Origin of the sequence: Serratia plymuthica NBRC 102599, assembly GCF_001590925.1 — a bacterium.
Classification (GTDB): Bacteria; Pseudomonadota; Gammaproteobacteria; order Enterobacterales; family Enterobacteriaceae; genus Serratia; species Serratia plymuthica.
The window spans coordinates 33,610-53,387 of sequence record NZ_BCTU01000017.1 but is presented as its reverse complement, the minus strand read 5'-3'; the positions used below and the strand labels follow the sequence as shown (position 1 = coordinate 53,387).

Sequence of the window (19,778 nt, the reverse complement as noted above, 5' to 3'; positions counted from 1 at the left end):
GCCGGCTCAGAATGACAAGGATTAATATTCACTTTTTTTCTGACCGCTCACTATTCATGCATAACGCCTACTAAACCCGCTTTTTGATGGCTTCCGGCAGCTCTGCCAGGCTGTTTAACACCCAATCCGCCAGTTTCTCGCCTTGTTCGGTGACCGGCTTGCCGGTACGCACCAGCACTTTAGTACCAACACCTGCCGCGATGGCAGCCTGCATATCTTCCGGTTTGTCACCCACCATATAAGAAGAGGCCATGTCGATGTTCAGTTCTTGCTGTGCCTGCAGCAACATGCCCGGCTGCGGTTTACGGCAGTCGCACGTCTGGCGGTACTCTTCTATTACTGCCTCTGGGTGATGCGGACAGAAATAGATGCCATCCAGGTCAACATCGCGATCGGCCAGCGACCAGTCCATCCACTCGGTCAGGTACATAAACTGTTTTTCGTCGAACTTGCCGCGCGCAATGCCGGATTGGTTGGTGACCAATACCAGAGCAAAGCCCATCTTTTTAAGTTCGCGACAGGCGTCAATCACGCCATCAATAAAGTGGAAATTATCGATTTCATGGACGTAGCCATGATCAACATTAATCGTGCCGTCACGATCTAGGAAAATTGCTGGAACGCTTTGTGTCACCGGTTTACTCCTGAGGGCCTGAAAACGAGTACAGTATCGCATGTTTTACCCAGTGCTGAGAACGGCAGAGAACGGCGTTGGTCGTTGACTTGGACGTCTAGACGCCTTAACATCTGACTCATACCTTGGTCCACGCCAAGGTTTACTTTTATCTAGCCACGGGCAACCACGCTAAAATAAGAAGAATATGATTAAACTTTCTAACATCACCAAAGTGTTCCAGCAGGGTTCGCGCTCTATTAATGCGCTCTCTGACGTGACTCTTCACGTCCCTGCCGGGCAAATCTATGGCGTTATCGGTGCTTCCGGTGCCGGTAAAAGTACGCTGATCCGCTGCGCCAACATGCTTGAGCGCCCAACCTCCGGCCAGGTGTTGGTTGACGGACAGGATCTGACCTCGCTGTCTGAAAGCGAATTGACACGCGCTCGCCGTCAGATTGGCATGATTTTCCAACACTTTAATCTGCTGTCCTCCCGCACGGTATTTGGCAACGTTTCGCTGCCGCTGGAACTGGACAACACCCCGCGCGCTGAAATAAGAAAACGGGTGACCGAACTATTGGAGCTGGTCGGGCTGTCAGACAAACATGACGCCTATCCTGCCAATTTGTCCGGTGGCCAAAAGCAGCGTGTGGCGATTGCTCGCGCGCTGGCAAGCCAACCCAAAGTGCTGCTGTGTGACGAAGCCACCAGCGCGCTGGATCCGGCAACTACCCGTTCGATTCTGGAACTGCTGAAAGACATTAACCGCCGCCTCGGCCTGACCATCCTGTTGATCACCCATGAAATGGACGTGGTGAAACGCATCTGCGATCAGGTAGCAGTCATCAGTCAGGGGCAGTTGATTGAAAAAGACAGCGTCAGCGAAGTGTTCTCGCACCCGAAAACGCCGCTGGCCCAACAGTTTATCCAATCCACGTTGCATCTGGATATCCCGGACGATTATGCCAAGCGTTTGGCGCCGGAACGCAGTGGCGGCCGTCAACCGTTGCTGCGCCTGGAATTCACCGGCCAGTCCGTTGATGCGCCCTTGCTGTCAGAAGCCGCTCGCCGCTTCAACGTCAATAACAACATCATCAGCGCCCAGATGGATTATGCCGGCGGTGTGAAATTCGGCGTGATGCTGGCTGAGCTGCACGGCAGCGACGAAGACGCGCTGGCAACGATTAAATTCCTGCAGGAAAATCAGGTAAAAGTAGAGGTTCTGGGTTATGTCTGAGGCAATGATGTGGTTAATGGCACGTGGCGTGTGGGAAACCGTCGCGATGACCTTTGTCTCCGGCTTCTTCGGTTTCGTGCTCGGCCTGCCGGTTGGCGTGCTGCTGTATGTGACCCGCCCGGGGCAAATCGTCGCCAACAATACGCTGTATAAAACCTTGTCCGGGCTGGTGAACGTGTTCCGTTCCATCCCGTTCATCATCCTGCTGGTGTGGATGATTCCGTTTACCCGCCTGATCGTCGGCACCTCGATCGGCCTGCAGGCGGCCATCGTCCCCTTGACCGTGGGCGCAGCGCCGTTTATCGCCCGCATGGTGGAAAACGCCCTGCTGGAGATCCCCTCCGGCCTGGTGGAAGCAGCCCGTGCGATGGGCGCCACCCCGATGCAAATCATTAAAAAGGTACTGTTGCCGGAAGCCCTGCCGGGCCTGGTGAACGCAGCCACCATTACCCTGATTACCTTGGTTGGTTATTCTGCCATGGGCGGCGCAGTTGGCGCCGGCGGCCTGGGCCAGATAGGTTATCAGTATGGCTATATCGGTTATAACGCCACAGTAATGAATACCGTATTAGTATTACTGGTGGTGCTGGTCTATCTGATTCAGTTCGGTGGCGATCGCATCGTGAAAGCCGTCACTCACAAATAGTTTTTACAGCAACTGCGCTCACACAGCGTATTTTTAATGCGAGTCTAATGAGGAAGGGATATGTCGTTAAAATTTAAATCCATCGCGGCAATCGGCGCACTGATCGGTACTCTGGCTCTGGCAGGCTGCGGTCAGGAAGAAAAAGATCCAAACCATATTAAAGTAGGCGTTATCGTCGGTGCTGAGCAGCAGGTTGCAGAAATAGCGCAGAAAGTGGCGAAAGAGAAATACGGTCTGGACGTTGAACTGGTGACGTTCAATGACTACGTGCTGCCAAACGAAGCGCTGAGCAAAGGCGATATCGATCTGAACGCCTTCCAGCACAAACCGTATCTGGATCAGCAAATCAAGGATCGCGGCTATAAACTGGTATCGGTAGGTAATTCCTTCGTTTACCCGATTGCCGGTTACTCCAAGAAAATCAAATCACTGGATGAGCTGAAAGACGGTTCCCAGGTTGCCCTGCCTAATGATCCGACCAACCTGGGCCGTTCTTTGCTGCTGCTGCAGAAGGTTAACCTGATCAAACTGAAAGACGGTGTTGGCCTGCTGCCGACCGTGCTGGACGTGACCGAGAACCCGAAAAACCTGAAACTGGTAGAGCTGGAAGCGCCACAGTTGCCACGCTCACTGGACGATCAGCAAATCGCACTGGCGGTGATCAACACGACCTACGCCAGCCAGATCGGCCTGACTCCTGCCAAAGACGGTCTGTTTGTTGAAGATAAAGACTCACCGTACGTTAACCTGCTGGTTGCCCGTGAAGACAACAAAGACGCGGAAAACGTGAAGAAGTTCGTGCAGGCATACCAGTCTGACGAAGTTAACGAAGCGGCCAACAAGATCTTTAACGGTGGCGCAGTAAAAGGCTGGTAATCATTCATTACCGATTTTATTCCTATAATTGCAAGACGGGCTCCGGCCCGTCTTGTTATTTCCGCCGTAGATTGCTTCAATAGCGCCACTTCTATAAAAAGACAGAGGAATCTCAATGCGTGTTTTATCTCTCTGTTTGTTAGCGCTCGCGCTGGCAGGGTGTTCGTCGCAGCGTATCGCGCCCTCCTCAACAAACAACACCAGCAAACCAACTGTAACCACACCGACAAAGACGACGCCCGCGGCACGTCCAGCGCCGGTAAAACTGTATAAAAGTGCAGAAGAATTAGTGGGTAAACCTTTCCGCGATCTGGGTGAAGTCTCTGGCGAGTCATGCCAGACCACCGTACAGGATTCACCGCCAAATCTGGCGACGGCCCGTAAACGCATGCAGATCCGCGCTTCTTACATGAAAGCAAACGCCGTGCTGCTGCACGACTGTCAGATTGTCGGCGGCGTTGCCGGTTGCTACCAACAGGCTATTTGCCAGGGTTCAGCGCTTAGCGTTTCGTCCAAATGACCGAGTTTGTCTTCAATCAGATCGGAACCATCCGTTCACCGTATAAAGAAAAGTTCGCCGTACCTCGCCAGCCGGGGTTGGTCGAAGACGGTGGCGGTGAGTTAGTACTGCTACCGCCCTACAATCAGGCGGAAGCAGTACGCGGTCTCAGCGATTTCAGCCACCTGTGGGTGATGTTTATTTTTCATCAAACCCTGGAAGGCGGCTGGCGTCCCACCGTGCGGCCACCGCGCCTGGGCGGCAATGCCCGGATGGGGGTCTTTGCCACCCGTTCTACCTTCCGCCCTAACCCGCTAGGCATGTCGTTAATCGAATTAAAAGGCGTACGTGTTCAAGGGGGCGAAGTGGTGCTGGAACTGGGTAGCCTGGATCTGGTTGATGGCACGCCGGTGGTGGATATCAAACCCTACCTGCCGTTTGCCGAAAGCCAACCGCAGGCCCGCGCCGGGTTTGCTCAGACGGCGCCCGCCGGCGATATGCCAGTGCGTTTTACCCCCGAGGCTGAACAACAGCTACAGCAGCACCAACAACGCTATCCGCAACTGCGGCGTTTTATCACCCAGGTGCTGGCCCAGGATCCACGCCCGGCCTACCGAAAGGGAGAAGAAGCGGAACGGGATTATGCGGTTTGGCTGCTGGATTTCAACGTGCGCTGGCGGGTGGTGGATCAGCAAACCGAGGTGTTGTCACTCGACCTGCGTTAAAATTCCACCGTCTCTCTTTTGACAACCCGCTCGCACTGGTAAACTAAACCACTTTTGTCACTTTTGGCCGCCACTGTGGCTGCCCGATGCAATTTGCAGTTCTAACGGAACCAAAACACCATGCGTACTAGCCAATATTTGCTCTCCACCCTGAAGGAGACACCTGCCGACGCCGAAGTGATCAGCCACCAGTTGATGCTGCGCGCCGGGATGATTCGCAAGCTGGCCTCAGGTCTTTACACCTGGCTGCCAACCGGCCTGCGCGTTCTGAAAAAGGTTGAGAACATCGTCCGCGAAGAAATGAACAATGCCAACGCGATCGAAGTTTGCATGCCGGTGGTTCAACCCGCTGATTTATGGCAGGAAAGCGGTCGTTGGGAACAGTATGGTCCTGAGCTGCTGCGCTTTGTCGATCGCGGCGAACGTCCGTTTGTGCTGGGCCCAACGCACGAAGAAGTGATTACGGATCTGATCCGTAACGAGATCAGCTCTTACAAACAGCTGCCGCTGAACTTCTTCCAGATTCAGACCAAGTTCCGCGATGAAGTGCGCCCCCGTTTCGGCGTGATGCGTTCTCGCGAATTCCTGATGAAAGATGCCTACTCATTCCATACTTCGCAGGAATCCCTGCAGGCGACCTACGATGCAATGTACGAAGCCTACAGCAAAATCTTCAGCCGTATGGGCCTGGATTTCCGCCCAGTGCATGCCGATACCGGCTCGATTGGCGGTAGCGCATCACACGAGTTCCAGGTGCTGGCCGACAGCGGTGAAGACGATATCGTGTTCTCTACCGGTTCTGACTTTGCCGCCAATATCGAACTGGCAGAAGCAGTGGCGCCGGCTCAGCCGCGCGCGGCAGCCAGCGAAGAACTACGCATTGTGGATACGCCAAATGCCAAGACCATCGCCGAACTGGTAGAGCAATTCCAACTGCCGGTTGAGAAGACCGTCAAGACGCTACTGGTGCACGCCGAAAAAGAAAGCGGCCACAAGCTGGTTGCCCTGCTGGTACGCGGCGATCATGAGCTGAACGAAATCAAGGCCGAGAAGCTGCCACAGGTAGCCGCTCCGTTGACCTTTGCCACCGAAGAAGAAATCCGCGCCATCGTCGGTGCCGGCCCTGGTTCCCTCGGCCCGGTCAATCTGCAGGTTCCGGTCGTGGCCGATCGCAGCGTAGCGGCGATGAGCGATTTTGGCGCCGGCGCTAATATCGACGGCAAACACTACTTCGGCATTAACTGGGAGCGCGATCTGCCTCTGCCGCAGGTTGCCGATATTCGTAACGTTGTGGAAGGCGACGCCAGCCCGGACGGTAAAGGCACGCTGTTGATCAAACGCGGTATCGAAGTGGGCCATATCTTCCAGCTCGGCACCAAATACTCTGAAGCGATGAAAGCCACCGTTCAGGGTGAAGATGGCCGTAACCAGGTTCTGACCATGGGTTGCTACGGCATCGGGGTCACCCGCGTAGTGGCTGCCGCCATCGAACAGAACCATGACGATCGCGGGATCATCTGGCCGGACGCCATCGCCCCATTCCAGGTGGCTATTCTGCCAATGAACATGCACAAATCCTTCCGCGTGCAGGCGCTGGCTGAAGAACTGTACAACACCCTGCGTTCGCACGGCATCGACGTTATTCTCGACGACCGCAAAGAGCGTCCAGGCGTAATGTTCGCGGATATGGAACTGATTGGCGTGCCACACTCAATCGTCATCGGCGACCGTAACCTCGATAGCGAAGAGATTGAATACAAAAATCGCCGCGTCGGCGAGAAGCAAATGATCAAAACCGGCGAAATCGTTGATTTCCTGCTGGGGCAGATCAAGCGCTAAACGGCTGTGTCAGAAAGTAAAAAACCCGCCTCGGCGGGTTTTTTTATAGCGATTATTTGCTGTCGCAGTTCTTGTTCTTATCGAAGACTATCTTGCCGTCCGAAACCAACGCCTTCTCGGTCTGCCCTTCCTCCATGGAAGGCTGTACGCTGAAATGGCCATTCAAGGTCAGGAACACCGGCTCACCGGGGGTTTTGTACGCTTTGGCATACCCTTGTTCCAACGCGATAGTATTGTCTACCGGGAAAGTCTTGCCGGTGGCGCAATCCTTGAACACCGCGGCATCCGCCATGTAGGTATAGCTGCCTTTGAGCGCCATCGGCGTTTTAGGCAACGCTTTCTCCACCGGATCCAGGCGGTAGTTCAGCGTGGATTCGATCACTGCGCCGCTTTGGTCCAACATTTCCAGACTCTTGCCTACCGGGCGGAAATAGCGTTTTTCGCCATGGCTGTCGGTCAGTACCAGCTTATCGGCGGTTCGCGCCCATTTACCATAATCGGCAAAGCTCTGGTCCCCGTCTTTGGTTTCGCGATAGGTTTCCTGCAAAATGAAAGTGCCGTCTTCATCCAGGAATAGCGCAGTATCCAGACCACTGCAATCAGCGCAAGGCAGTACGCCCTGATAGCTCTGCTGCATCGCCTGAAGAGGTTGTTCTTTCGGCTGATACTGATTATTACATCCCAATAATGAGAGTGCCCCTGCCGCTAAAAACAGGGCTATTGTTATTTTCTTCACAGCTATTCTCCTACTGTGTTCATGTATCCTTAAGTGCGGATTTTGCCACGCAGCGCTTTTGTCGCGCCTTTACGTACCTTGCCTTCCAGCCGGCGTAATTTTGCCCCTTTCGTGGGCTTGGTCGCTCTGCGCGCTTTTTCCACCACCATCGCCTGCTGAATCAACGCCACCAGCCTGGCCAGCGCCGCCTCGCGGTTTAATTCCTGGCTGCGATATTCCTGCGCTTTAATAATCACCACGCCGTCGGCAGTAATTAAATGATTATTCAGGGCCAGCAGCCTTTCCTTATAATACTCTGGCAGGCTGGATGCCCGGATGTCAAAGCGCAAATGGATAGCCGTTGAGGTTTTATTCACGTGCTGGCCCCCCGCGCCCTGCGCGCGGATCGCCGTCAGTTCCAGCTCGTTATCCGGTATGGCTACGTTTCTTGACAGTTCCAGCACCGGTCACACCTGCGCCTGTTGCCACTCGGCAAACTGGATTTCCAGACTATTCTGAGCGTCAGAAAGCCAGATAGTTCCTTCTTGCAGCGTGGCTTGCAGCGTCATATTGCGGCTGGCCATCGCCGCCAACTTGCCTAATTGTTCATCATCCAGAAAACGGATGCTTAGGTTTTTGTGGTTCGCTACTTTGCTCTGGATACCCTGCCACCATACATGTCCGGCGCGTTCACCGTAGGCGTAAAGCACCACTCGCGGTGACTGGTTGCAGGCTTTCCTGATGCGCTTCTCATCGGGCAGGCCCATTTCGATCCACATTTCCAACCCGTTGTGGTCATTGCGCCGCCAGATTTCCGGCTCATCTTCGGCACTCAGGCCCTTGGTAAACACCAGACGCTCATCGGCGTGGCAGATCCAGGCCAGCAGGCGCAGCATCATGCGCTGTTCGGTTTCGGAAGGATGTTGGGCCAGGGTGAGCGTGGCGTCGTGGTAGAAGTGACGATCCATATCAGCGATATTGACCGTAGCTTTATAAATAGTTGCTTTCAGCGCCATGGGTGACCTCATTATTATCAGGCGACAGTGTACTAGATTTGGCCCATCCGCAGCCAGCGCGGCTGGGCAAAGCGCAGTGCGAAAGCCGCGCTGAGGTGCTAATAACTCCCCAACAGCTGTGCTATAGTCGACTAGGATTAAGTAAAGCTCCGAGAGCCTGGGCCTCATCGCTATACGGGACTTCGATGACGCAGAGGTTCTTAAGGGAGGAAACTGTGCAACAATACTGTGAGTTAGTACGCCGTTTTTACGCTGAGATCGGCAGTGGGGATCTCGGCTACGTGCCTGATGCGCTAGCATGTGTGTTAAAGGCATTGGACGAAGTTGCTGCGGATAACGCGCTACCGTCCTCCGTTAGGGAACAGGCGGCCTTTGCCGCCGCTAACTTATTGGTGAGCGACTATGTTGATGAATGATGAGTACCAATCCATCAATTGCGATGACTATGAAAGCCTGGAACTCGCCTGTCAGCATAACTACATTCTGAAGCTGGAGTTACGCGACGGAGAAAAACTCGAAGGCAAAGCCACCGAGCTGAAATTTACCAAGGGTGTTGAATACCTGATTATCGATCAGGCCGGCAACGCTCTCAGCTTGCGTCTGGATCACATCCTCAGTTTCAGTCATCCGGAAATCGGTACCGTGGTCGTCAGCCTGTCTGATTGATTTTTCGGTAACGCCATCCCAACAGGGCAGCCCAACGGCTGCCCTCGTCATTTATGGCTTCAGGCTGGCTAGGGTTTAAGACTGGCTATGGTTTAAGACTGGCATAGTAAGCTGCCAGATCGGCAATATCATCATCAGACAATGCCGAGACGTAGGCCTTCATCACTTCAGCCTGGCCGCCGTTGCGCTCCCCTTTTTTATACGCCTGCAGCGCATGCTCCAGATACATGGCGTTTTGCCCTGCCAGATTCGGATACATCGGTACCGACACCTTCCCCTCCGCGCCATGACACGCGACACAGCTGGCGGATTTACCCTTCCCTGCGGCCACGTCTCCCGCCGCGTTGGCCGACAGACTGAAAAGACCGAACACCACGGCCATTGCGCTCACAAATTTCATCATTGCTCCTCATACTATTATTATTTTTTATGCCAACGCAGTCGCCAGGATCTCTCCCCCTCAGACGGCTGACCGGCTTCGCTGACAAATACACCCAGCGCAGCGATAAGCTGGTCATCATAATAGATTAGCGGGGTACGTTCGCGCTGCCACGGCGGCACGCCCAACTCCTGCCACAGTTTTTTAACTGGCCGGGAATGAGCTCGGCCAAGGATGCGGATTGTTCCCTGAGCGGCAAAACGAACGCTCACCTTCTGTTGCGGCTGTGGTGCCCTCAGACAAATATCGCCTTCCCCGCTACTCAGCTTACCCAATCCATCCGGCAGCTCGAGGGGCTCTGCCAATGACCAGTTCAGGCTGATTTCGCGCAAATCCGCCATTATCGGCAGTAGATATAATCGCCGACGGAAACGGCGAATCTGATAGGGCCCCGGCTGCAACTTCGGCTCGGCGTCATCCCGGCAGAGCGCCACCTCGTCCCACAGCCGCTGCAGTTGTTCGCGTGAAGGCATGGTAACGCCAAACAGCGCGATCCAACGACGCAACAAGGCAAAACGGCGCGCAGACGAACAACCCAACAGGCCGTCGATCGCCAGTGCATTATCTTCATCGAGCAGCGCTTGCAGCTGTTCTGCCAGCAGCTCATCCAGCAGTTGCTCCTGTTCCGCGCACAGGCTGGCGCTGCGCGCCGTCGCGGCGGCAAAATATGGCCAGCGTTGGTTCAGCAGCGGTAGCACCTGCAGGCGCAGGAAATTACGATCGAAACGCGGATCCTGATTGCTGTCGTCCTCTATCCAGGTGAGCTGATGCTGCTGTGCATAGCCCTCCAACTGCAGACGCGACATACCCAGCAAAGGGCGCAGCAAGGGGGTATTCCCCAATGATGCCTGAGCGGCCATCGCCGACAGGCCCGCCGGACCACTGCCGCGCTTCAGCGCCAGCAGGAAGGTCTCACATTGGTCATCAAGATGTTGCGCCGTGAGCAAGACCTCATCGGCCGCCAGCGTAGCGGCAAAGGCTGAGTAACGCGCCGCACGGGCCGCAGCTTCAATCCCGCCCTGCCTGCCATCCACCTGCACATGTTGGACCACCAGCGGCAACTGCCAGGCGGCGCATTGACGTTGGCAATGGGCCACCCATTCATCGGCAAAAGCGCTCAGGCCGTGGTGCACATGCACCGCACGCAACTGCAGATCCGGCCATTGCCGCCGCAGCCCCACCAGCAGGTGCAACAATACGCTGGAATCCAGGCCACCGCTGAACGCCACCAGCAAATGCCGCTTCGTACCCAATTGTCGGCTGACCTGTACGGAAAGTTGATCGGTATTCATGGGTTTATCGTTCATCGCCTGACAAGCAGCAGGAAACCGCCATAACGCCCATAGGGCTGCACGTTAACCAGCCCGATGCCTTCAGACAAGCCTTCATTGTTCATACAGTTCCAGTGGCAATCCATCAGGATCGCTGAAAAAAGTAAAACGGGACTGGGTATAAGGATCGACGCGTACCGGTTCGCACAGGATCCCGGCGGCTTCCAGATGCGCGATAGCCTGTTCGATGTCGTCTACACTGAACGCCAGGTGGCGCAGGCCACATGCTTCTGGACGGCTGACGCGAGCCGGTGGTGACGGAAAGGAGAACAGTTCGATACTGTATTGTCCATTGAGCGCCAGATCCGCCTTCCATGAATCTCGTTCTTCACGATAAAACTCGCCCAATAGGGTAAAACCGAGGATGTCGCAGTAGAAATGCTTACTGGCCGCATAGTCTGAACCAATCACTGCGATGTGATGCACCTGACGTAATGCCAACATGGTAATGCCTCATTGTCTGCTTGATGAGGCACGGTATCCGGCGAGGGTTGCAACGTCAACGGTAAAAAGCCCCGCGGGACAAACGGGGCTGTCATAAAGGTTAGCAGCTCAAACGTTGATATCAGCCGGCGGCGTTTTCAGTACCTTCACCAGATAACGTCCGTCCTCGGTCAATTTCGCACCGTGGATATCGGTTTCAAAGCCGGGATAACGCTCGCCGATGGAGCACAGCATCAGCAAGAAATCGAGCACCGCACGGCTCTCCTCGGTGATCATCTCACCCGGCATCACTAACGGCACGCCTGGTGGATAAGGCAGGATCATATTGGCCGCCACCTTGCCCACCAGTTGATCCAGTTCGCAGGTTTCCACATTGCCACGTACCTGCTGCTGGAACATTTGGTGCGGCGTCAGCTTCATTTCCGGCAGCACATCGAATGCCCGCAGCATCAGCCGCGGCAGATCGTGCCGGCAGATCAACCGGTGGATCCCGGCTGCCAGATCCTGAATACGCATATTGCGATAGAAATCAGGATCCTCCGCGAACAGATCCGGCAGCATGTTCTTCACCCGCAGATTAAGATCGTAAGCGCGTTTAAAATCGGTCAGGCCACGCAGTAAGCTCATCGCCTTGGTTTTATCAATGCCGATGCTGAACAGGAACAGCAGATTATAAGGCCCGGTTTTTTCCACCACGATGCCGCGCTCGTCCAGGTATTTCGCCACCAGCGCCGCCGGGATCCCGCTCTCCTCCAGCGTACCCAGCTCGTTCATTCCCGGCGTCAGGATCGTCACCTTGATCGGATCGAGGTACATGTGATCGCTGTCGGTATTGCCAAACCCATGCCAATTATCGTCCGGGTTCAACGGCCAGCATTGTGCCTCGTCGATCTCTTCAGGCTGCCAGATATCGAAGAACCAACTATCGCTCTCCTCCCGCAACCGCTGCACCTCACGACGGAAATGCAGCGCGCGCTCTACCGAGCGATTAATCAACCGCCGCCCAGGGTTGCCGCGCAGCATTGCGGCGGCAGTCTCCATCGACGCCACAATGCCGTAGTTCGGCGAAGTGGTGGTATGCATCATATAGGCTTCGTTAAAGGTGCTTTCGTCGTAATCGCCTTTAATGTGAATCATTGAGGCCTGCGAGAATGCCGCCAGCAGCTTGTGCGTGGACTGCGTTTCGTAGATCACCTTGCCGGGCGTGCGCTCACCGCTCATGCCGCTCTTGCCTTCGTAGATTGGATGGAAGTTGGTATAGGGTACCCAGGCGGAGTCAAAATGGATTGATGGCACATCCAGCGTCTGCTTGATGTAATCGGTGTTATACAGCAGGCCGTCATAAGTCGAGTTGGTGATCACCGCATGTACCGGCCAACTGGCATTCGCGGTGGCGGCAACCCGGCCGGCAATGCTCTCATGGGTAAACTCATGCTGCGGGATACCGCCAAGAATGCCGTAGGCGTTACGCAGCGGGCGCAGGTAGATCGGGACGATATCGCTCATCATCAGCAGATGGCACAGCGATTTATGGCAGTTGCGGTCAATCAACACCGTGCTGCCTGCAGGAGCCGAATACATGCCGACAATCTTGTTGGCGGTGGAGGTGCCATTGGTCACCAGATAGCTCTGCTCGGCGTTAAAGGTACGCGCAATATACTCTTCGGCCTCCAGATGCGGGCCGGTATGGTCCAGCAGCGAACCCAGCTCGGTCACCGATATGGAGACGTCGGCTTTTAAGGTGTTGGCACCGAAAAAATCGTAAAACAGGCAGCCAACCGGGCTTTTCTGGAAGGCAGTGCCGGCCATATGCCCTGGGGTGCAAAAGGTGTATTTACCCTCGCGCACATAGTTGAATAGTGCCTTGGTTAAGGGCGGTGTAATGGTGTCGATATATTCTGCGGTGTATTGCTGGATACGCTGCGCAATATCATCTGCCGCATTCAAGCCATACTCAAAGAAATACAGCACCATGCGCATTTCATGCAGACTGACGTCGAAGGTGGAATACTGGTTGATAAACGCATATAGCGGCAGATATTCATTCAGCTCGTTAATTTCGCTGCACAGCTCCAGGCTGTAGTCGTCCCAGTCGAAAATCACTCCGCAAATACGCGCATTGGCCTCGATCAGCTTCAGCAAATCGCCGCCATTTTTCGGGTAAACCAACTGGAAACCCATCGTAGCCAATGCGGTGTGCAGCTCACGAATAGGCTCATCTTTGTAATAGACGCCCGTTGGGCTCATGATTGCGATGATATTCATTGGCTGCTCCTGTCAGTTCCGCCAAACTTCTATAACAACATGAAAATCCGATAGTGTGTACCCCGTCATCGGGATGCTGCGCACCGCTCCGCAAAAAGTTTGCTCATAACAGTGCCTTTTTCATCAGATATAAAAAAACCGCCCGAAGGCGGTTTTTTGCAACGCAGAACGACACTCAGCAATAGCCGTAGTTCATCAGGCGCTGGTAGCGGCGATTGAGCAACTCTTCATTGTTCAGGCCGTCGAGATCTTTCAAGTCAGCCAGCAATTGCGCTTTCAACGAGGCGGCCATCGCCGGGACGTCACGGTGAGCGGAACCCAGCGGCTCCGGGATCACCGAATCGATCAGCTTCAGCTCTTTCAGGCGCGGTGCGGTAATACCCATCGCCTCTGCGGCCAACGGCGCTTTGTCGGCGCTCTTCCACAGAATTGAGGCGCAACCTTCCGGCGAGATCACCGAATAGGTGCTGTACTGCAACATATTCACTTTATCGCCAACGCCGATCGCCAACGCGCCGCCAGAACCGCCTTCGCCGATCACGGTGCAGATCACCGGGATATTCAGGCGAGACATTTCACGCAGGTTGCGGGCAATGGCCTCAGACTGGCCGCGTTCTTCCGCGCCCACGCCCGGGTAAGCCCCTGGCGTGTCGATGAAAGTGATCAGCGGCATCTTGAAGCGAGAAGCCATTTCCATCAGGCGCAGTGCCTTGCGATAGCCTTCTGGTGCCGGCATACCGAAGTTACGGCGGATTTTTTCTTTGGTTTCGCGGCCTTTCTGATGACCAATGATCATCACCGGGCGGCCATCCAGGCGCGCAATACCACCAACGATCGCTTTGTCATCGGCGTAAGCGCGGTCGCCAGCCAACTCTTCGAAGTCGGTAAAGATGTGTTTGATATAATCCAGGGTATAAGGACGGCGCGGGTGGCGTGCCAATTGGGCAACTTGCCAGGCCCCAAGATCGGAAAAAATCTTGCGCGTCAGCTCAACGCTCTTTTCACGAAGGCGCTGAACCTCTTCGTCCAGATTAATATCTAATTTTTCGTCTTGACGACTGACTGCAGTCAGCGAGTCAATTTTCGCTTCCAGCTCTGCAATCGGCTGTTCAAAATCAAGAAAATTCAGACTCATAGCATTCCTATATTAGTCAAATTCCAGTTCCACCTGCTCATTACCTACCAAAGTCCGCAAATCTATCAACAAGCGGTCGGTGGGCGTCACGCGCCAGGTTGCGCCAAAACGCAGCTTGGCCCGCGCATCTTCCCGTTGATAGTAAAGATGCACTGGAATCGTCCCCGAGCGATGGGGTTCCAACGACTGACGGAGACGGTTCAAAAGCTGGTCATCAATTTGCCTGTCCGTCAGCGAGATAGCAAGCCCACGAGCGTATTTTTCACGGGCTTCACTGATGTCCATTAGTTCGCGGGCCGTCATTTTAAGCCCACCGCTAAAGTCATCAAAGCTGACCTGTCCACTGGCGATCAGGATACGGTCTTTTTCCAACAAATGCTGGTATTTTTCTAACGCATCGGTGAATAACATCACTTCCAGACGGCCTGAACGGTCATCCAGCGTACAAATCCCGATGCGGTTACCGCGCTTGGTGACCATAACCCGCGAGGCGATCACCAGCCCAACGGCGGTCGTCATTTTGCCCCGATCCGTCGGGTGCATATCTTTCAAACGCTGGCCACCGGCGTAACGTTCGATCTCCTTCAGGTACTGGGTGATCGGGTGGCCGGTCAGGTATAGCCCCAACGTCTCCCGTTCGCCATCCAGCACTACCTGCTCCTGCCAGCGGGGCACATTGGCGTAGGATTGCTCCACTTGTTCCGGCGCTTCCGCCAGGACGCCAAACATGTCCACCTGGCCGATAGCTTCAGCTTTCGCATGCTGATCGGCTGCTTTCAACGCGTCGCCCAGTGAGCTCATCAGCGCCGCGCGATGCGGTCCAAGGCGGTCGAATGCCCCGGACATGATCAGTTTTTCCAGAATTCGGCGGTTGAGTTTTTTGACATCGGAGCGCGCGCAGAGATCGAACAGGTCTTTAAAGTAGCCCTGCTCCCCGCTGTTTCGCGCTTCGAGAATGGCTTCAATCGGCCCTTCTCCGACGCCTTTTATCGCGCCGATACCGTAAACGATCTCGCCTTCATCGTTGACGTGGAAATGGTACTGGCCGCTGTTAATGTCCGGCGGCAGGATTTTCAGGCCCATGCGCCAGCATTCATCCACCAACCCCACGACCTTGTCGGTGTTGTCCATATCGGCGGTCATTACCGCCGCCATAAACTCGGCCGGGTAGTGGGCCTTTAACCATAGCGTCTGGTAGGACACCAGCGCATAGGCGGCGGAGTGCGATTTGTTAAAGCCGTAACCGGCAAATTTCTCTACCAGATCGAAGATTTTTACCGACAGTTCACCGTCGATGCCACGTGATTTTGCCCCATCTTCGAAACCGCCGCGCTGCTTGGCCATCTCAACGGGGTTCTTTTTACCCATCGCACGACGCAGCATGTCCGCGCCGCCCAGCGTATAGCCGGCCAGCACCTGGGCAATCTGCATGACCTGTTCCTGATACAGGATGATGCCATAGGTCGGTTCCAGCACCGGCTTAAGCGACTCATGCTGCCACTGGATATCCGGGTAAGAAATCTCTTCGCGGCCGTGTTTGCGGTCGATGAAGTTATCCACCATGCCTGACTGCAACGGGCCCGGACGGAACAGCGCCACCAGTGCGATCATATCTTCGAAACAGTCAGGTTTCAGGCGCTTGATCAGATCCTTCATGCCGCGTGATTCGAGCTGGAATACCGCAGTGGTTTCCGAGCGCTGCAGCATATCGAAGCTTTTTTTGTCTTCGAGCGGAATAGCCGCGATATCAATGGGTTCCAGCCCGCTTTTCGCTCGCCGGGCATTGATCATCCCCAGCGCCCAGTCGATGATGGTCAGGGTGCGCAAGCCAAGGAAGTCGAACTTCACCAGCCCAGCGTATTCCACATCATTCTTGTCAAACTGGGTGACCGGGTGATTCCCTTCGGCATCGCAGTACAGCGGCGCGAAGTCAGTGATCTTGGTAGGCGCAATAACCACGCCACCGGCGTGCTTACCGGCGTTACGCGTCACCCCTTCCAGCTTGCGCGCCATGTCGATCAGCGCTTTGACTTCTTCGTCAGCCTCGTAAATTTCCGGCAGTTGCGGTTCGGCGGCAAACGCCTTTTCCAGCGTCATGCCCGGATCGGGCGGCACCAGCTTGGAGATGCGATCGACGAAACCATAGGGGTGCCCCAGCACGCGGCCCACGTCGCGAATAACCGCTTTGGCCGCCATGGTGCCGAAGGTAATGATCTGAGATACCGCCTCGCGGCCATACATCTCCGCCACGTGCTCAATCACCAGATCGCGTTTTTCCATGCAAAAGTCGACGTCGAAGTCGGGCATCGAAACACGTTCCGGGTTAAGGAAACGTTCGAACAGCAAATCAAATTCCAGCGGATCAAGATCGGTGATTTTCAGCGCATAGGCCACCAGTGAACCGGCACCGGAACCGCGTCCCGGCCCTACCGGCACATCGTTATCTTTCGACCACTGGATGAATTCCATTACGATCAGGAAGTAGCCCGGGAAGCCCATCTGGTTGATCACTTTCAGCTCAATATCCAGACGTTCGTCGTATTCAGGGCGGCGCTGTGCGCGCACTTCCGGATCCGGGAACAGGAATTCCAGGCGCTCTTCCAGCCCTTCCTTCGATTTGAGTACCAGGAAATCTTCGGTGGTCATATCACCGGTCGGGAACTGTGGCAGGAAGTATTCGCCAAGACGGATGGTGACATTGCAGCGCTTGGCGATTTCGACGCTGTTGAGCAGCGCTTCCGGGATGTCGGCAAACAGCTCGCACATCTCGTCTGCGCTGCGCATATATTGCTGCGTGCTGTAGTTGCGCGGGCGTTTGGGATCGTCAAGCGTGAAACCGTCATGGATGGCGACGCGGATCTCATGGGCGTCAAAGTCATCCTCTACCAGAAAACGCACGTCGTTGGTGGCCACCACCGGCAACCCACGTTCGGTCGCCAGCGCTACGGCTGCATGCAGGTAGTTTTCTTCGTCCGGCCGGCCTGTGCGGATCAGTTCAAGGTAATAGCTGTCCGGGAAATATTGCTGATAGAAGTCCAGGCACTGATCTACCTGTTGCTGGTTACCGCGCAGCAAAAATTTGCCGACGTCCCCCTGACGGGCACCAGAAAGCAGGATTAACCCCTCGCGGTGTTCTATCAGCCAGTCGCGGTCAATAATCGGGCCGGCGGCGCCGTAACCACGCTGGTAAGCGCGGGAAATCAGCAGCGTCAGGTTTTGATAACCGTCATTATTGGCGGCCAGTACGGTGAGCTGCGCCAGCTCATCGCCCAGCACTTCGCTTTGCACATGAAAATCCGCGCCGATGATCGGTTTGATCCCGGCGCCATGCGCACTGCCATAGAACTTCACCAACCCGCACAGGTTGGTGAAATCGGTAATTGCCAAAGCAGGCATGGCTAACGCGGCGGCTCTTTTCACCAACGGCCCGATCTTGGCTAATCCATCAATCATGGAGTAGTCACTATGAACGCGCAGGTGAATAAAACGAGGTTCGGCCATATCCAGATACCTGAAACTAGGGGGCTCAGCACGCTGAACCCGGGTTAACGCTATCGTGCGCACAGCCCGGATACCCAGGCCGGCAGATTACCGCTCCAGCGCCCTTCTTACTGGGGCAAAGCTGCGGCGATGATGTTCGGTCGCACCCAGCACGGCCAGGCGCTCCAGGTGGAAGGCGGTCGGATAGCCTTTATGCTGCGCAAAACCGTAATCCGGGAACTCGCGATCCAATTCGGTCATTTCACGATCGCGCGTCACCTTCGCCAGAATGGAGGCAGCGCTGATTTCAGCCACGCGGCTATCACCCTTTACCACCGCCTGCGAGCGCATTGGCAATTTCGGGCAACGGTTACCGTCGATTAATACCATGTCCGGCGCGATATGCAATCCGGCAACCGCACGCTGCATGGCCAACATGGTGGCGTGCAAGATGTTCAACCGATCGATCTCGTCCGGCTCGGCACGCCCCAGGCTCCAGGACAAGGCCTTCTCCACGATTTCGTCATACAGTGCCAGACGGCGTTTTTCACTGAGTTTTTTCGAATCTGCCAGGCCAATAATCGGCCGAGTGGGGTCGAGGATCACTGCGGCGGTCACTACTGCGCCCACCAAGGGGCCACGGCCTACCTCGTCCACACCGGCAATCAACGTGGCGGCGGGATAGATAAAGGGTTCAATCATGCTTTTACCAGCTCCAACACAGCCTGAGCGGCCTGTTCATCAGCACCGCAACGGATGCTTTGGTGCAAGGTAAGGAACGTCTGTTTCAGATCTTCGGTCTGCGGGCTGTCTTCCAGCAACGGCATCAGGGCCGCCGCCAGTTTGTCCGGCACACAGTCGTGCTGCAACAGTTCGGTGACGATTTCACGCCCGGCCAGCAGGTTAGGCAGTGAGACATACGGCGTCTTCACCAACCGCTGCGCCAACCAGAAGGTAAACGGCTTCATGCGGTAACCCACCACCATCGGGCATTTGGCCAGCATACACTCCAGCGCTGCGGTGCCCGAGGCCAGCAATGCCGCATCGCTGGCGATCATTGCCTCACGGCCCTGGCCATTCAGCAGGTGAACGGTCAGATCCGGCGCCACTTCAGCCTTGATACGTTCGAACTGTTCACGCCGTTTGGCGTTAACCAGCGGCACTACCACTTCCAGCTCAGGATAACGGGTGCGAAGCAGTTGGGCGGTCTTCAGGAAGTCAGCGCTCAGCATCTCGACCTCCGCACCACGGCTGCCAGGCAACAAGGCAAGGCAACGTGCATCAGGGGCTATGCCCAGCGTAGCCCGCGCGGCCAGTTTGTCCGGCTGCAGCGGCATGGCGTCGGCCATGGTGTGGCCGATAAACCGACAGGGAACGTTGAAACGATCGTAAAACGCTTTTTCGAAAGGGAGAAACGCCAACACCAGATCGGTGGCTTTGCCAATTTTGAAAACGCGCTTCTGACGCCAGGCCCAGACCGACGGACTGACATAGTGGATAGTGCGGATGCCGCGCTGCTTGAGACGGCCTTCCAGCGTGATATTGAAGTCGGGCGCATCGATGCCGACAAACACGTCCGGCTTCAATTCACTGAACCGGCGGGTAAGATCCTTGCGGATCTTCAACAGGCGTGGCAAGCGCTCAAGCACTTCCACCACGCCCATTACCGCCAGCTCTTCCATTTCGTACCAGGTTTCGCAGCCTTCAGCCTGCATCAGCGGGCCGGCGACGCCAACAAAACGCGCGTCGGGGATCTGCGCCTTGAGCGCTCGGATTAAACCGGCGCCAAGAATATCACCGGAAGTTTCTCCGGCGACCAATCCGATAGTCAATGGACGATTTTGCATAG

20 protein-coding genes are annotated in these 19,778 nt (G+C 55.5%); 8 read left to right on the top strand and 12 right to left on the bottom strand.

What is annotated here, in order from left to right:
- Positions 1–70: 70 nt before the first annotated feature.
- Complete coding sequence (gene gmhB, locus SPL01S_RS12995) at positions 71–634, bottom strand: D-glycero-beta-D-manno-heptose 1,7-bisphosphate 7-phosphatase (RefSeq protein ID WP_063200332.1); 564 nt, start codon at positions 632–634, stop codon at positions 71–73.
- 187 nt (positions 635–821) lie between these two features.
- Here gmhB and metN point away from each other — a divergent pair, with 187 nt between their 5' ends.
- The 6 genes from metN to proS all read left to right on the top strand — a co-directional run bounded on the left by metN (position 822) and on the right by proS (position 6,438).
- The gene (gene metN / locus SPL01S_RS12990; RefSeq protein ID WP_063200329.1) at positions 822–1,853 is read left to right on the top strand and encodes a methionine ABC transporter ATP-binding protein MetN; all 1,032 of its coding nucleotides are present in this window, start codon (positions 822–824) and stop codon (positions 1,851–1,853) included.
- A complete protein-coding gene (locus SPL01S_RS12985; protein ID WP_006327515.1) occupies positions 1,846–2,499 on the top strand; it encodes a methionine ABC transporter permease MetI in 654 nt (217 codons plus the stop codon). The genes metN and SPL01S_RS12985 overlap by 8 nt, the downstream gene beginning before the upstream one ends.
- Positions 2,500–2,559: 60 nt before the next feature.
- Positions 2,560–3,375, top strand: coding sequence for a MetQ/NlpA family lipoprotein (locus tag SPL01S_RS12980; RefSeq protein WP_004952177.1), 816 nt, complete (start codon positions 2,560–2,562; stop codon positions 3,373–3,375).
- A gap of 115 nt (positions 3,376–3,490) precedes the next feature.
- Positions 3,491–3,895: an envelope stress sensor lipoprotein RcsF gene (gene rcsF / locus SPL01S_RS12975; RefSeq protein ID WP_020439672.1), complete on the top strand. Its 405-nt coding sequence runs from the start codon at positions 3,491–3,493 to the stop codon at positions 3,893–3,895.
- Positions 3,892–4,599 carry a tRNA (N6-threonylcarbamoyladenosine(37)-N6)-methyltransferase TrmO gene (gene tsaA, locus SPL01S_RS12970; protein ID WP_062868362.1) on the top strand — a complete coding sequence of 236 codons (708 nt, stop codon included), beginning with the start codon at positions 3,892–3,894 and terminating at the stop codon, positions 4,597–4,599. The genes rcsF and tsaA overlap by 4 nt, the downstream gene beginning before the upstream one ends.
- Positions 4,600–4,719: 120 nt before the next feature.
- Positions 4,720–6,438, top strand: coding sequence for a proline--tRNA ligase (proS, locus tag SPL01S_RS12965; protein ID WP_004952181.1), 1,719 nt, complete (start codon positions 4,720–4,722; stop codon positions 6,436–6,438).
- 52 nt (positions 6,439–6,490) lie between these two features.
- On the opposite strand, the gene nlpE is transcribed toward proS, so the two are convergent.
- Genes nlpE through SPL01S_RS12950 form a run of 3 tightly spaced genes read right to left on the bottom strand, consistent with a single transcriptional unit; the run spans position 6,491 to position 8,169 of the window.
- Positions 6,491–7,174, bottom strand: coding sequence for an envelope stress response activation lipoprotein NlpE (gene nlpE / locus SPL01S_RS12960; protein WP_013814255.1), 684 nt, complete (start codon positions 7,172–7,174; stop codon positions 6,491–6,493).
- A gap of 29 nt (positions 7,175–7,203) precedes the next feature.
- Entirely contained in the window at positions 7,204–7,617 is a 414-nt protein-coding gene (arfB, locus tag SPL01S_RS12955) for an alternative ribosome rescue aminoacyl-tRNA hydrolase ArfB (RefSeq protein WP_004952187.1), read from the bottom strand.
- Positions 7,618–7,620: 3 nt separating this feature from the next.
- Positions 7,621–8,169, bottom strand: a complete 549-nt coding sequence (locus SPL01S_RS12950; RefSeq protein WP_004952190.1) for a YaeQ family protein — start codon at positions 8,167–8,169, stop codon at positions 7,621–7,623.
- Between the two features lie 215 nt (positions 8,170–8,384).
- Between SPL01S_RS12950 and SPL01S_RS12945 the strand changes: the two genes are divergently transcribed.
- Together SPL01S_RS12945 and rof are read left to right on the top strand one after the other, a co-directional pair.
- Positions 8,385–8,585 carry a YaeP family protein gene (locus SPL01S_RS12945; RefSeq protein ID WP_006318652.1) on the top strand — a complete coding sequence of 67 codons (201 nt, stop codon included), beginning with the start codon at positions 8,385–8,387 and terminating at the stop codon, positions 8,583–8,585.
- Complete coding sequence (gene rof, locus SPL01S_RS12940) at positions 8,578–8,835, top strand: Rho-binding antiterminator (RefSeq protein ID WP_004952197.1); 258 nt, start codon at positions 8,578–8,580, stop codon at positions 8,833–8,835. Before SPL01S_RS12945 ends, rof begins: the two co-directional genes overlap by 8 nt.
- 85 nt (positions 8,836–8,920) lie before the next feature.
- Here the strand turns inward: rof and SPL01S_RS12935 are convergent, their stop codons facing one another.
- From SPL01S_RS12935 to lpxB, 8 genes are all read right to left on the bottom strand, one after another.
- Positions 8,921–9,238, bottom strand: a complete 318-nt coding sequence (locus tag SPL01S_RS12935; RefSeq protein WP_111738515.1) for a c-type cytochrome — start codon at positions 9,236–9,238, stop codon at positions 8,921–8,923.
- Between the two features lie 17 nt (positions 9,239–9,255).
- Positions 9,256–10,566 (bottom strand): tRNA lysidine(34) synthetase TilS, encoded by a 1,311-nt coding sequence (gene tilS / locus SPL01S_RS12930; protein WP_063200336.1) that lies wholly within the window; start codon positions 10,564–10,566, stop codon positions 9,256–9,258.
- 93 nt (positions 10,567–10,659) lie between these two features.
- Entirely contained in the window at positions 10,660–11,049 is a 390-nt protein-coding gene (locus SPL01S_RS12925) for a VOC family protein (RefSeq protein WP_004952202.1), read from the bottom strand.
- Positions 11,050–11,157: 108 nt separating this feature from the next.
- A complete protein-coding gene (locus SPL01S_RS12920) occupies positions 11,158–13,314 on the bottom strand; it encodes a lysine decarboxylase LdcC (protein ID WP_063200323.1) in 2,157 nt (718 codons plus the stop codon).
- Between the two features lie 175 nt (positions 13,315–13,489).
- Positions 13,490–14,449 carry an acetyl-CoA carboxylase carboxyl transferase subunit alpha gene (gene accA / locus SPL01S_RS12915; RefSeq protein ID WP_004952206.1) on the bottom strand — a complete coding sequence of 320 codons (960 nt, stop codon included), beginning with the start codon at positions 14,447–14,449 and terminating at the stop codon, positions 13,490–13,492.
- Between the two features lie 12 nt (positions 14,450–14,461).
- On the bottom strand, positions 14,462–17,950 hold the full coding sequence (dnaE, locus tag SPL01S_RS12910) for a DNA polymerase III subunit alpha (protein ID WP_041417147.1): 3,489 nt from the start codon (positions 17,948–17,950) through the stop codon (positions 14,462–14,464).
- 87 nt (positions 17,951–18,037) lie between these two features.
- Entirely contained in the window at positions 18,038–18,631 is a 594-nt protein-coding gene (gene rnhB, locus SPL01S_RS12905) for a ribonuclease HII (protein ID WP_063200318.1), read from the bottom strand.
- Complete coding sequence (lpxB, locus tag SPL01S_RS12900; protein ID WP_063200314.1) at positions 18,628–19,776, bottom strand: lipid-A-disaccharide synthase; 1,149 nt, start codon at positions 19,774–19,776, stop codon at positions 18,628–18,630. Before lpxB ends, rnhB begins: the two co-directional genes overlap by 4 nt.
- Positions 19,777–19,778: the final 2 nt, after the last annotated feature.

Bases quoted from the DNA above. Each gene is read 5' to 3' on its own strand.
- metN (WP_063200329.1), top strand. From the start codon at position 822: ATGATTAAACTTTCTAACATCACCAAAGTGTTCCAGCAGGGTTCGCGC.
- SPL01S_RS12950 (WP_004952190.1), bottom strand. From the start codon at position 8,169: ATGGCGCTGAAAGCAACTATTTATAAAGCTACGGTCAATATCGCTGAT.
- SPL01S_RS12985 (WP_006327515.1), top strand. From the start codon at position 1,846: ATGTCTGAGGCAATGATGTGGTTAATGGCACGTGGCGTGTGGGAAACC.
- tilS (WP_063200336.1), bottom strand. From the start codon at position 10,566: ATGAATACCGATCAACTTTCCGTACAGGTCAGCCGACAATTGGGTACG.
- SPL01S_RS12920 (WP_063200323.1), bottom strand. From the start codon at position 13,314: ATGAATATCATCGCAATCATGAGCCCAACGGGCGTCTATTACAAAGAT.
- dnaE (WP_041417147.1), bottom strand. From the start codon at position 17,950: ATGGCCGAACCTCGTTTTATTCACCTGCGCGTTCATAGTGACTACTCC.
- SPL01S_RS12935 (WP_111738515.1), bottom strand. From the start codon at position 9,238: ATGATGAAATTTGTGAGCGCAATGGCCGTGGTGTTCGGTCTTTTCAGT.
- SPL01S_RS12925 (WP_004952202.1), bottom strand. From the start codon at position 11,049: ATGTTGGCATTACGTCAGGTGCATCACATCGCAGTGATTGGTTCAGAC.
- rcsF (WP_020439672.1), top strand. From the start codon at position 3,491: ATGCGTGTTTTATCTCTCTGTTTGTTAGCGCTCGCGCTGGCAGGGTGT.
- rof (WP_004952197.1), top strand. From the start codon at position 8,578: ATGAATGATGAGTACCAATCCATCAATTGCGATGACTATGAAAGCCTG.
- SPL01S_RS12980 (WP_004952177.1), top strand. From the start codon at position 2,560: ATGTCGTTAAAATTTAAATCCATCGCGGCAATCGGCGCACTGATCGGT.
- proS (WP_004952181.1), top strand. From the start codon at position 4,720: ATGCGTACTAGCCAATATTTGCTCTCCACCCTGAAGGAGACACCTGCC.
- accA (WP_004952206.1), bottom strand. From the start codon at position 14,449: ATGAGTCTGAATTTTCTTGATTTTGAACAGCCGATTGCAGAGCTGGAA.
- lpxB (WP_063200314.1), bottom strand. From the start codon at position 19,776: ATGCAAAATCGTCCATTGACTATCGGATTGGTCGCCGGAGAAACTTCC.
- rnhB (WP_063200318.1), bottom strand. From the start codon at position 18,631: ATGATTGAACCCTTTATCTATCCCGCCGCCACGTTGATTGCCGGTGTG.
- tsaA (WP_062868362.1), top strand. From the start codon at position 3,892: ATGACCGAGTTTGTCTTCAATCAGATCGGAACCATCCGTTCACCGTAT.